General features: G+C 54.7%; 8 protein-coding genes. 5 read left to right on the top strand and 3 right to left on the bottom strand.

The features are described 5' to 3' along the window. The first annotated feature begins 227 nt into the window (after positions 1-227). A complete protein-coding gene (locus ACR3ZL_RS21305) occupies positions 228-938 on the top strand; it encodes a FadR/GntR family transcriptional regulator (RefSeq protein WP_473651073.1) in 711 nt (236 codons plus the stop codon). Positions 939-1,122: 184 nt separating this feature from the next. On the opposite strand, the gene ACR3ZL_RS21310 is transcribed toward ACR3ZL_RS21305, so the two are convergent. Continuing rightward, on the bottom strand, positions 1,123-2,370 hold the full coding sequence (locus ACR3ZL_RS21310; RefSeq protein WP_486172948.1) for a cell surface protein: 1,248 nt from the start codon (positions 2,368-2,370) through the stop codon (positions 1,123-1,125). A 166-nt stretch (positions 2,371-2,536) separates the two neighbouring features. Here ACR3ZL_RS21310 and ACR3ZL_RS21315 point away from each other — a divergent pair, with 166 nt between their 5' ends. Then, positions 2,537-3,001 (top strand): DUF6384 family protein, encoded by a 465-nt coding sequence (locus ACR3ZL_RS21315; RefSeq protein WP_473651071.1) that lies wholly within the window; start codon positions 2,537-2,539, stop codon positions 2,999-3,001. A gap of 45 nt (positions 3,002-3,046) precedes the next feature. Beyond that, entirely contained in the window at positions 3,047-4,471 is a 1,425-nt protein-coding gene (locus ACR3ZL_RS21320) for a hypothetical protein (protein ID WP_486172949.1), read from the top strand. A gap of 89 nt (positions 4,472-4,560) precedes the next feature. Here the strand turns inward: ACR3ZL_RS21320 and ACR3ZL_RS21325 are convergent, their stop codons facing one another. Next, complete coding sequence (locus ACR3ZL_RS21325) at positions 4,561-6,384, bottom strand: peptidylprolyl isomerase (protein WP_486172950.1); 1,824 nt, start codon at positions 6,382-6,384, stop codon at positions 4,561-4,563. Positions 6,385-6,668: 284 nt separating this feature from the next. Then, positions 6,669-7,178 (bottom strand): hemerythrin domain-containing protein, encoded by a 510-nt coding sequence (locus ACR3ZL_RS21330; protein ID WP_473651067.1) that lies wholly within the window; start codon positions 7,176-7,178, stop codon positions 6,669-6,671. 303 nt (positions 7,179-7,481) lie between these two features. Between ACR3ZL_RS21330 and ACR3ZL_RS21335 the strand changes: the two genes are divergently transcribed. Next, positions 7,482-9,332, top strand: a complete 1,851-nt coding sequence (locus ACR3ZL_RS21335; protein ID WP_473651066.1) for a UDP-N-acetylmuramoyl-L-alanyl-D-glutamate--2,6-diaminopimelate ligase — start codon at positions 7,482-7,484, stop codon at positions 9,330-9,332. A gap of 75 nt (positions 9,333-9,407) precedes the next feature. Then, entirely contained in the window at positions 9,408-12,578 is a 3,171-nt protein-coding gene (locus ACR3ZL_RS21340; RefSeq protein ID WP_473653497.1) for an FAD-binding and (Fe-S)-binding domain-containing protein, read from the top strand. Positions 12,579-12,647: the final 69 nt, after the last annotated feature.

The raw sequence follows: 12,647 nt of genomic DNA on the forward strand, positions 1-12,647 counted from the left end.
CCGCTAGAAAGCGAACACCGCCAAATCCTCTTTTGGTAGTATTATATTACTTTTGGAGGACATGTCAACAACGTTCAGTTAAGTGGCACTGAAAAGGCCTAGCGGCAGCGTATCGCCGCTAAGTCGGGTCGAAAGGTTGCCGCGCGTTGCGAAAACCGGTCTACTCATCGCTCCCCAGAAAACGCGGGGCAACGCTCAAAAATCACACCTGATGCGATAGTCATACGATGGAAAACACGAGATCCCGGCGAAACCTTTGCGGTCAGGTCGTTTACGATTTGGGATGTAAGATTCTTGCCGGTGAATGGAGTCCTGGAGACCCCCTGCCTCAGGAGGTCGCTCTTTGCGACAAAATGGGTGTCAGCCGTACCGTCATTCGCGAGGCAATCAAGTCTCTGGCCGCGAAAGGCTTGGTCCAATCTCGAGCCAAACGCGGCACCATTGTCCTGCCTGCACGATCATGGAATTACCTTGATCCCGAGGTCCTTGAGTGGCAAACTCAAGCCGATGACAACGGACAACTGCTGTTCTATTTGACCGAATTTCGCAAAACGATCGAACCATCTGCCGCTGCGTTGGCTGCTGAACGTGGATCCGATGAAGACCTGCAGAAAATACAGAACGCTTGGCAAGAGATGGCTGACAACACCGATAATGTTGAGGCGTTCTTGCATGCTGATTTGAAGTTTCACACCGAGATCCTGCATGCAACGGCGAACCCGTTCTTCTCTCCCGTCGCTAACGTGATCAGCGTTTCACTGGAATCAAGCCTGCGGGTGACCAACCGCCAGCCGGCTGATAACCGAACTTCGCTTCCGCCTCACGAGAAGGTAGTCAAAGCGATCTGTTCTCGAAAATCAAATCAGGCGAGGTCCGCAATGGTAGAGCTACTCGCTGATGCGGCCGACCGGGTGCAGAAGGCGGTTAACCGAAAGTAGCGTGGGAATCACAGCGACCAGCGATTGTGCGAAAGCGGACGCGAAGTTGTTACCAGGTCCAGTACATTGCCAGTACATGGCCAAGGATCGAATTGAAACGCAAACGGCCAAACCAGTTCAATCGAGAACATGATTTGGCCGTTGCAATAAACGTTGATCGTTGTCGTTGAAGGAATGGCTTCGTTTAGCCAACTAAGGAGTCGCCGCGAGCGTAGCGACCAAGGGTCTCTTGGTACTTCTTCTTGCCCTCTTCGACACTCTTACGAATCGCCTTGGTACTTTCTTCGCTTTCCTTGCGAAGTTCTGCGATCATCTGCAGCGACTCGATTTGGAAGCCACTGATGGAATCGACCAATTTTTGCACCGACTCGGGATCGATCGTGCTTCCGTAACCAGCCTTCAAAGCGGCTCGTTCGAGTTCACGCCCTAGGCTTGCCACGTCTTCGAGTCCCTTGTTGACACCTTCTTTCATCGCCTCGGTGGCCTGGGTGACTTCGTGCAAACCATGCTGGCTGGTGTAAACCGTGCCCAAGATTGTGAAGACGTGCTCGTTGGTTGTGAAGAACGTAACGGCGCGGCGGAAAACGCGTTCTTTCACATCGTGAGTTTGTTTCAACTTGGTGATCAACGTTTCGCCGACATCGTAGCCAATCTCAAGATTTTCAGCGATGTCCTTCAGCAGTTGATAGGTCTTGTCCTCTTCCTCGAACTTATGCCGAGCTTCATCGCGTCGCAGTTCCAGTTGGCTCTTACCGCCTTCGTCCGTGCCTTGATAATCATCCAACGCTTTTTGCGCGTCAGCCAAACCATCTTTAGCTGCTTCCAAGATTGGCAAGTGAGTGTCTAGCAATTCACGGGCAAGGACTTCGGCTTCCTTCAACGCGAATCGAAAGTCGATGTACGCGTCCATAATCAGCTCTTCCGTTTTGAGCGCGTCCTTGGTGTCCTTCGCGACCGAACCGTAAACCTGAATGATCTCGTCAAACCGGTCACTTGGTGTTCCCCTGCGCATCTTCATCCACCAGTTAGCCACCTTTTCGGTACCGCTGATTTTGCCATCATCGAGTTGAGCGATCAGCCGTTTGCTGTCTTCGCGAATGGAATCAAACATCTGGGTGATGTCCATGTAGCGATTGCCAATCTGGACACTTTCGATGTTCTCTCGGACCAATGCGTTGAAAGAACTCATGTGCTTGATCACTTCGGCGATCGCCAGCACTTTGCCTTCGTCAAGATACTTCACGTCTTCTAACAACGTGATTAGTTCTTGCGGGGCTTGATTCTTATCGCCCCCAAACTTCTTCAGTGTATCGAGAGCCCGATCGAGGTAGTCTCGCATCGAGGTCGAACGCGTATCAAGTTGTTTTGGCGGGGCGGACTGCTTTGCCGACTCCTCGGGACCCGGTGCGTTGGCTTGTGCTTGCTGGCTCATGGCCTAAAACTCGTGAAAACGTGAAAAGACGCGTAAACGGACACTCATCAAGTTAAGCCTTTGGCCTCGGTCGAGCAATCAGGCGGGGCTATCGAATATCGGGCGATCGGCGGTTATCTTTGAAGAGGTTCACCGGCGAAACTCGCCTCGTTCGACACTCTTCTTAATGATCCAAATGATGACAGGTTCGGCAAACGCTCACGCTCAAGCCCCCTCGCCGACCAACGCCGGTCAATCGGCCCCGGTGGCAGCATCACCGGCCGAGCTCCGTCGTCGGCGTTCGGAGACGAAGATGCCGGGCGAGGAAATGACGATCGCGGAAACCTTGCGGGTCATGGACGTCGCTCGCGAAATGCGAGAACAACGTGAGAGTGCGGAAGAAATGTTTCGGCACGACGAGGTGCGTGTTCGGCTGCGTGAAAAGCTGATGCGAACCGCCCAGCTTTCGGGCGACCGCGTAACCGAAGCCGAGATCGATGCGGCGATCGACCAATACCTCGCAGGGCTGCACACCTATCATCCACCCAAGCGAGGCTTCCAGACCTTCATGGCACATTGCTGGATTTATCGTTACCGCATAGCTGCGGCCGCCGTCGCAGTGGGCGCGGCTTGTTCGTGGATGTTGTTTTAGTTTCTTGATGCTGATTCTTGTTTCTGTACTTCTCTGGTCGCGACGATGCCGATTCCTGGTCCTCATGTTCACCGACAACTCATTTCCGCGTACGAACAGGCCGCCGCTCGGCTGGAATCGGTGCGGGCTCAATTGAGCCAAGTCGCCGCGCAACGAGAACGACTGGAAGATGATCGCAGTGATACGCTAACCAAACTAGCGAAGTACTATCTACCAGACTTAACACCGGAGTCGATCCAGCGGACTTGGGCCGAGATCCGTCCGACAATGCGAGAAATTTTGCTTCGCAAAGAGCATCGGGTCCATGAACTCGAAGAGGAACTGAAAGACCAAAACACGATACGTCACGGACAGGAAGCGGACCTCGACCGACTTAACGAACGATTGGACGAAGCGGAACAACGGCAAGCCGAGGTGGCTAAGCAGGTCGAAACGCACCTGCAAGAAAACGCCGAATTCGTCGACCTGTCCCAGCGAGCCTCGATGGCGGAAGTTGCACTTGAAAGGGCGGAGTCAAACCTGGATGAAGTCAGCCAAGACGCCGCCCGAAAGCTACCTGCGTACAACGAAGACAAGCTCTTTACCTATCTAAAAGATCGTAAGTTCAACACGTCGCAATACAAGCATCGCGGCCTGAACCGCAGCATGGACCGCTGGATCGCGAAACTGGTTAACTACCGCGAAGCAAAGCGAAGCTACGATTATCTGACCAACACTCCTGAGACGATGCGAAAGATCATCGCCGAAGATCGTCTCGCGCTGGATACCGTCCTCGACGAACTGCAACGACACCGGGATGAAGCGTCCGACCGGTTTGGCTTGCTCGCCCAAATCCGTGCAGTCGAAGCGATGCATGACGAACGCAAGTCAGCGTTGATTCAGTTGGCGGCGACGGGGCAAAAGTGCGAAAGCATCCAGAGCGAATTGAACGAATTCGAAAATCCGCAATGCGACTATTACCGGGAAGCGATCAGCGTCTTTCGCGGAATGTTATCGCGGACCGAATCCGAACAACTTCGACAGGAAGCACGCCGAACGCCGGAAATCACCGACGACCAAATCGTTGCCTCTCTTCGAGGCGTTGAATCGCAAATGGATCAGGCCGAGTTGGCGTCATCCCGCCAACAAGATCAACTTCAAATGGGGCAGCAGGTCCACGAAGCCATCGGCCGACTTGTTCAGCGTTTTCGTGCGTCGGGCTTTGACCGCGCCAACAGCCAATTCTCGGATACTTTGGATATCGCCGGCTACCTGGACCGAGCACATAGCCCAGCGGACGTTGACGATCTTTGGCAATCCATTCGGCGCGCCCAAAATTGGGGACCAACAACCATGGACCGCATCACTCAAGTGGCCACTCACCCGATGACCCAGGTGATGATCAACGCAATGGCCCACGCCGCGGCGGGAGCCTTGAGTGAACATGCTAGGCGTGCGGGAGGCCGCACGCGTTCACGTCGACGCTGGTAAACCCAAACCTTGCTTAATAACGGCTGACTTCCCGGCGTCTTGAATGGAGCGCCGAATGCTTAACTTGCTCGGCGTTCCATATTCCAAACCTAGCGACCGCCGGGCCGAGTCGCGACGCGTGGAGTGGCTTTGCTAGCCGAGAAGAAGTTATCGATTTCAGCAGAGCGTTTCAGTTCGTCGAATTTGACGCCCATCGCGAGGTTCATCTTCTTTTCGATCAGGTCTCGCTCCAATTCTTCACGAACCGCTTCAAAGTCAGAAACGATCGGTTCGGTGAATCCTTGGCAACGCAAGACGATGTACTTGTCGCCCGTTGCGATAATGCCGCTCAGTTCACCTGGCTTCATAGCAAATGCTTCTTTTTCAATCGCGGGCTGACCACCATATTGTCGGATCGGAGGCACCTTACCGAAGTTGCTTGATGAAGTCGGTTCGATACTGTATTGCTCGGCGAGTTGCCCAAAGAACGCCTCACTTGCGTTGTCGCGGGCCATCTCCCATACCTTTTGGGCGGTACGTTGATCAGACAAAACGATCGCCAACACTTCCGCTCGCGGGCCAAACGCTGACGCGAAACCCTTTTGTAAATCGTCTTGGCTAAGCTGCACGGTATCCTCGACAAGCTTCTTCAATGCAACGCTGGGCCAAACAGCATCCTGAATGTAAACCTCTTTGGTCGACTTGCCTTGCGAAACAATGGTTTCCATCCAAGCTTCGGTGTCCGCTTTACCATCGCTGCGGACGTATCCATAGCTAACGGCGGCACGCGTAATTTCTTGATCGACGTCAGCTTGGCTAACCGTTTTGCCAGTCATCTTCAATGCTTGATTGAGCAGCTTGCGATTGATCTCGCCTTCGAGCACTTCTTCGCCGTGACGCTTGATACATTTGTCAGCAACGGACGCAATTGAGATTTGCTGGCCATTGATAATAGCGGCAACGCCTGGATATTGTCGCGACGCTTCTGCGTCACCAAGAACCTTGACGACCTTGGATTGCTTTTGAAGCTTCTCGAAAAGTTCACCAGCGGCAACCTTCATTTTCTCATCACGAATTCGGTCGGCGATCTGTTCTTTGATCGCTGGCAACGCTTGCGGGCTAGGGTGACTTGCTGGCAAACGACGAACCGCTTGCAAGAAGATCCACTGATCACCGATTTGCAACACCGGTGAAACATCACCGTCTTTCAATGCAAAAGCAGCGTCTTCCAAACGTGAATCGCCCATGTAACGACGAATAGGTGGAATCAAACCGCCAACGCTGGCACTTGTTTCGTCTTCACTGAATTCTTTTGCCAATCGAACAAAGCTATTGGGATCGGCTTGAGCTTGCGATTGAAGTTGGTTGGCTTGGGACGGGTCACTGACCATGATCATCCGGCATTTGATCGCTTCACCAAACTGCGAAAGGAATGCTCGGTTGAACTCATCTTGAGTGACTTCCACTTGATCGGCAACGAGAGCTCGCAGAGCCAACATGGGCCAGATGATTTCGCGGCTGTATTGGTCTGGAGTGATATCGCGTTCTTCCTGCAACAATTGCAGATAGCTTTCCAGCGATAAGCCGAACTTCTTAGCAACGCGAAGCACTTCGGCGCGAACTTCTTCCGCCGTGATGTCGATGCCGTTCTTCTTGCACTCCTGCATAATCAAATGTTGATTCACAAGATTGTCTAGCACGTCGGTGCCATACCGCTGCAAAACAGCATCTGCGAGAGCGTCGCGGCTAATTGGATCCGCGTTAACGACCGCGACGACGGAAGATTCCGCCGCACTGACCTGTAGTTGCGAAAGCCCCATCGAGATGGCGGCAAGAGCGGCGAGAAACACCAGCGTCTGACGCACTCGATAGCGATTCGCTACGAAAGTGGGCTGACAGCGGGATTGAATTGTGCGGGAAACAGTATCTGACATGAGCGGACACTCCATTATCCGAGCGGTGCGAAATCCGATGCGGTGCGAGGGCAAAAACCGACCGCGATCCTTTGCGGTGAGTCACCTGAGACAAACACTAGGGAAATTGAAAGTTTGTCTCAAGTCGAATATTCGCATGTGCCGACACAGTGTGCCGGCGTGCCGATTCGAACCTATCGCGACGATGGGATTCGTTCAGCCGCAACCCGCGATTTCGTACGAAGAGAAGGTACAAACACACTCGTGCTGGGATGACCGCCTTACAGGTCGATCGCCTGCTTATTTCAATCGCCCACACCAAGATCTTCGTCCAGGGCATCCAAAATCAGCTTCAATTCGGCTTCTTCATGCTCATTGAAACGACGGGTGAACGCGTCTAGCCGAACCAGCACCTTTTCTTGCGCCGTGGTGACTTCTGGCGTGACACCTTCGATTGGCGGGTCACCCGTACAAGCATCCGCAGCAGCCTCGGCTAGGTGTCTTGCATCTTCGAACAAAACAGCATGCTCGGACCGCAATGTCTCCGCACAAACGGAAAGATGAGCGTCGTTGTCGATCGACAAATCCAGATAGCCGTAAGCTTCTTCCAATCCGAAGTGCAAAGCGAGTTGGTCACGCAGATCAGCAAACAACTGGATCAATTCCGCCCAGTGATTGGCGGCCGCTTCTCGCGGATTGGTCAACAGACGCAGCCGATCCATCAAAATCTTCAAGTCTCGGTTATCGTCCTTGATGTCTTTCAAGAAGGCCGCGTTGACAGTCAGTCGAGCCGTGGTTGAGGGTGAACTAGACATCGAATGGTTCCTACCGTGGAGTGGTTGAGTCACTATGTGATTATAGCTGAATTGGATCGCCAACGTAGTGCCAGTGGGGCCGAAGTCCGATCGGATTGCAAGATCCCTCACTTTTCGACCTTGACGCATTTGCTGAGATGGGAACAATTCGCTTATCGAATTCGCGAAAGCGTTTTTGCCACGGGAAAGGATTTTCCGTGAACGCATAACCATTGCCCCAAGCTCGAACAATTTCATTGTTCGCTAATGATGACGGGGTGGGTTAGGCAATATTTCATTTTTCGTCAGCAAGGAGGCGACGAGATGCACCACCCCATCAGTCGGTCGGTTGAATTTTCAAGTTCGAAATTTTTCGCTGAGGCGTTTTGCCTCGCAAAATCTCAGCGAACTCGTCATCCCTCGTTCTCGACGATTTCCGATGGCGGAAATGCTTGGTTGCCCAAAGGCACTTCATCGGATGACACTAACGCGGTCACCCTAGCGTCCAAAGCGACGCCGTCATTTCCAGCAAACGCACCCAACACGCCTATTAGTGCGGCGGATGAGGTCGACGCCGCCGAAAACACGTCGGAACACTCGCTGCAAGAACTGCTTCCCAAAGCTCGTTTCTTTGGTGGCGACAACGTCGTTTTTTCATCGATCGCTGAATCGGTTGAGTCGTGCACTCCGGGCCAGCTCGTGGTCTACCGAATCGGCCTAGATTGCCCAGACGAGTTGATCTCCCAGGCCCTCGCCCGTGGTGCGGCCGGAATTCTGACGGAACAAATCCTGCCGGCTCCGCTTCCACAGTGCATTGTGGGCGACACCGACCACGCATTGGCAGAGATCACCGCTAACCAACTTGCCGACGAGCATGGAGCTCGCCCTGACCAACGGCTCATCATGGTTGGCATCGTTGGCGATAGCGGTAAATCCACTACCGCTTTATGCATGGCAACCGTGCTGCGGGACTCACCCTGCCGCGTCGCCTATGAAACCGACCTTGCGCATAGCGATGGGATCGGTACCGAAGTTTCGCCAGACGCTTGTCCAAGTGGTGCAGCGTTATTGGTTCGACTTACAGAGGCTGCCGATGCGGGCGCCGCCGTTTCGATCATTGAATTGAACGATCAAGCACTGCGTAGCGGTGGCTACGATTCGGTGCAATTTGATGTTTTGGTGGTCGTCGGTCGAGCAGAACGACGCAATGACTTTGGTCCCACTTCGCTGGAGGCCGCCATCGAGCGTGTCTCGCGAAAGGGAGTCATGGTGATTCCCGCTAGCGATGAAGCCGTCAATCGAGCGGCACAAGAAGCTGGATTGAATGTTTTCACCTACGATGTCAACTCACCTGCCGATTTGTCCTTGCAAACCGTCAGCAATGAAGATGGCTGCTTGACCGCAATGATTTCGCACGAGATGAACTCCGCTTTGCTGGAATCCATGCTGGGCCAAGGGCTGTTCACCACTTCACTAGCCGCTGCAGCAGCGGTAGGCGTGATTACCCACAATCCACTTGTGCAGATCGCCGAATCCCTTAGCCAACTTCGCGAGGTGCCTGGACGATGCGAACGGTTTTCCAACCCGGATTGGGATACCTCGCAACGGCAGCCTGACATGATCTTGGATGTTGCCGGAACGCCGGAACGTCTCGCGTTCCTATTGCGTTCGATTCGCGAACAAACCGGTGCACGTTCGGAGGCTGCGATGCCGATTCTGGCATTCACGCCAAAGGGCACCCAGCCCAAAACCAACCGCAAATCAAAACTGTGGTGTGTCCTTGCGGTGGACGCGAATGACACCGCCGAGACATTGATGCTTTACGGTCGCTTGCTTGAAACGATGCCCGATCATTGTGTCCTGACTTGTCACCCTGCGTCGAAAGAACAATTTCTTTCGCTCAGCCACGGCGTGCTGGATGGAGTTCAGGATTGTGCCGCAATGCGACTGGTCGCCGACCAAGAGCGGGCCATTCAGTGGGCGGTCCAGGGTGCCGGAGCTAACGACACGGTCGTCGTGGTCGGTGCAGTGGACCGCACATCACCCCAATCCCAACGCAACGATCTGGCACGCCTGAAGGAAGCCATGTGTGGCATTCCTTCGACAGAAGTCAGTCCACCCGCAGCGACGAAAGACGCCGCACCCAGCTTGAAGCTTTTCCACCCCGACGCTTAGGGAAAGCATCCAGCGACGTCTGCAAAGCATGCCTGGTCTTGACGAAAGGTAGCTACCTGAGTCGTAATGGCTCATATGCGAACTGAAATCGACCGGCAACGATTGCACGATGACCTCCGCGGCTTAGTCGACGGAGAGGTACTTTGTGACAATACATCACTGCAGTTGTACGCGTCCGACGCCAGCATCTACCAGATTCGCCCATTAGTGGTCGTGCGTCCTCGTTCACCGGCGGATGTTGCCGCGACGGTATCCTACGCAAACGACCAAGACCTGACGGTCCATCCACGCGGTAGTGGCAGTGGAGTAGCGGGCGAGTCGCTCGGGCCGGGGATCGTGCTGGACATGTCAACGCACATGCGTCGCGTCACGGTGCTGGATGAGGGCACTCGAGTTGTTGTGCAGAGCGGTGCGACGCTCGCCAGTGTGAATCGGATGCTCGCCCAATATGGCCGTTGGTACGGCCCCGATCCGGCGACGCGAGCAATTACAACGATGGGGGGTGTCATCGCGACGAACGCGTCGGGAAGCCATTACCTACGAAGTGGATCGGCGCGGGATACGATCGAATCGGTTCGTATCGTTAACGCGAGTGGCCAGTTGGCTGAACTAAGTCAGCACGCGGCCGATGAATACATGATTCAGTCGGATGGCACCACAACGGCCCAGGACGGTGAATTCCTAAATCGCGTGGCTCGCGGCCTGACGGAAATCCGCAGTCAATTTAGCAGCCAGCTTGAATCTTCCCCTTTTCGATCACCCGCCAGCAACGGATACCGGTTAGACGATTTCGTCAGCGATGACGGCACGGTCGATTTGGCGAAATTTTTCGCTGGAACTCAGGGCACTCTGGGTGTGATGGTCGACGCAACGTTGCGGACCGAGATGATCCCGGCACATCGCGGCGTGGTGCTGCTGTTCTTCCACCGTTTGGATTCAGCGATGCGTTCGGCGGTGTCCGCGCTAAGCCACGGTCCGATCGCGTGTGATGTGATGGATCGCCGGATGCTGCAAATCGCACGAGAAGGCGAGCGGCAATTTGCTGACTTAGTGCCTCGCGAAGCCGAAGCCGGCATGTTGGTCGAAATTCAAGGCGAATCTCTCGGCGATCTGTACCACCGCTTGGGCATCATGCGTCAAACGCTGGCGACCGGCCCCGACGCAGCCTTTGTTTCACGCGATACGATTCGCAACGACGAGCGAGACCTATTTTGGGCATTGTTTCGACGAGTGATTCAGCGGCAATATCGCGTCCGCGGACAAGCATTGCCGCTGCCGTTCGTGGAAGACATATACTCGCCCCCGGAGTTGCTTCCGCAAATGTTGGTCGCGGTTCAAGACGTGTTAAAGCGTTTTCAAACCACCGCCACCGTTTTCGCTCATGCGGGGCATGGACAATTACACATCCGACCGATGTTGGACCTGGGTGAGATCACCGATCGTCAAAAGATTCGACCGATCAGCGAAGCGATCGCCGACGTGGTTTGGAAACAAGGTGGGCAAATCGGTGTCGAACACGCCGCTGGCTTAAGCCGCTCGTATTTAATGCCGCTGCAGTTTGGTGACTTGTGGCCGGCGATGGGCCAAGTCAAGCGACTGTTTGATCCACAGCATCGCTTCAACGCAGGCAAACTGTTCGGTGCGATTTTCCAGAAGCCCGATGAGAACCTGCGGCCAATCCACCAAACAATTGATATCGTGGCCGCGGGCCGAAGCGTGCTGCCGATGCGACGTTCCGAAGGCTCCTCGCCCAGCAATCCTATTCTTCCAGCGGCCGACGACAACCAGCAAAATCTTAACGCGCCAAACGTCGATCCGACCAGCAATTCAGCCGAAGCGGACCAAGCAACAGCGGCGCCGGCGACAGTGGAACCGACACCCCCGAGAACGACTCGATTGGTGTCTTCGCTATTGCCTCACGAACCAATGCCCCAATTGGAAGTATTGCAACAGTGGCCTGGTAGCGCCCCGATTACAAAGGCAACTCGAGCTTGCAACGGTTGCGCGCGGTGCCGCTCACACAATCCAGGCGAGCGGCAGTGCCCGATGTTTCGCATCAGTGCAGCCGAAGAAGCTTCACCGCGTGCCAAGGCCAACCTGTTGCGGGGCGTCTTGAGCGGGGAGTTGCCCGTTGATGAATTGACCGGTGAACGCGCCAAAGCGGTCGCCGACCTGTGCTTCAATTGTCATTCCTGTCGAGTGGAATGTCCGGCGTCGGTCGACATCCCCAAAGTCGTCGGCGAGATCAAGGCGCAATACGTTGCCACCAATGGCTTGCCATTATCAGATTGGTTGATCGGCCGAATCGACGTGGTTGCAGCGGTCGCTTCACGCGTCGCTTGGCTATCGAACTTTTTGTTGCGACGCAGCGTGGTCCGTTGGCTCGGCGAGAAGCTGTTTGGGTTCTCATCGGCAAGACAGGTGCCGGCATTGGCGAGCGAGTCGTTTGTTCGATACGCGACGCGACGACGTTGGCACAAAGCATCACCGCACGGTGGACTGAAGGTGGTGTACTTCGTCGATCACTTTGCCAATTACCACGACCCCGAAATCGGACGTGCGTTGGCCGAAATCCTGCTACACAACCGGATCGGATTTTACGTTCCCACCGGACAAGCTCTCAGTGGGATGGCACGGATCACCGCTGGCGATCTAAAGGGAGCTCGACGGGTAGCAAAGCGAAACGTGCGGATCCTGGCCGATGCGGTTCGCCAAGGCTACACCGTGTTAGCGACTGAACCGGCGGCGGCATTGTGCTTGCAACACGAATACCCCAACTTGCTTGACAACGAGGATGCACACCTAGTCGCCAAGCATTCGCACGAAGCGTGTGAATACCTGTGGTCGCTGCATCGCGAGAAACGCTTGGCACTGGAATTCGAGCCGATCAAACACCGCATGCTCTACCACCAACCCTGTCACAGCCGTGTGCTGGACTCGGAAATGTCGGCTGCGAAATTGATGAGTCTGATCCCCGAAATGGAAGTCGAGGTGCTCAACAAAGGTTGCAGCGGGATGGCTGGGACATGGGGGCTGCAGCGAAAGAACTATCGCAATAGCCTACGAATCGGTTGGCCCATGATTTCAGCCGTTCGGAAAGCGACCCACGCTACGCCGACGACCGAATGCAGTGCCTGCAAATTGCAAATGCAGCATGGTGGAGATTACGACGCGATCCATCCGCTGAAATTGCTGGCCCATGCTTATGGCCGATTGCCTCACCCCGAATTACGCGAGCGGACCTAACGAACGATTGCTAAACTAAGCGATGGCAAACCCATGTGCCGATATCTTACCTGGCACGCGAATTCACAC

It is taken from the genome of Rhodopirellula sp. J20-39, from assembly GCF_057365095.1.

Excerpts from the sequence above, each read along its gene's own strand:
- ACR3ZL_RS21335 (WP_473651066.1), top strand. The coding sequence starts at position 7,482 with ATGCACCACCCCATCAGTCGGTCGGTTGAATTTTCAAGTTCGAAATTT.
- ACR3ZL_RS21310 (WP_486172948.1), bottom strand. The coding sequence starts at position 2,370 with ATGAGCCAGCAAGCACAAGCCAACGCACCGGGTCCCGAGGAGTCGGCA.
- ACR3ZL_RS21340 (WP_473653497.1), top strand. The coding sequence starts at position 9,408 with ATGCGAACTGAAATCGACCGGCAACGATTGCACGATGACCTCCGCGGC.
- ACR3ZL_RS21325 (WP_486172950.1), bottom strand. The coding sequence starts at position 6,384 with ATGTCAGATACTGTTTCCCGCACAATTCAATCCCGCTGTCAGCCCACT.
- ACR3ZL_RS21315 (WP_473651071.1), top strand. The coding sequence starts at position 2,537 with ATGATCCAAATGATGACAGGTTCGGCAAACGCTCACGCTCAAGCCCCC.
- ACR3ZL_RS21305 (WP_473651073.1), top strand. The coding sequence starts at position 228 with ATGGAAAACACGAGATCCCGGCGAAACCTTTGCGGTCAGGTCGTTTAC.
- ACR3ZL_RS21320 (WP_486172949.1), top strand. The coding sequence starts at position 3,047 with ATGCCGATTCCTGGTCCTCATGTTCACCGACAACTCATTTCCGCGTAC.
- ACR3ZL_RS21330 (WP_473651067.1), bottom strand. The coding sequence starts at position 7,178 with ATGTCTAGTTCACCCTCAACCACGGCTCGACTGACTGTCAACGCGGCC.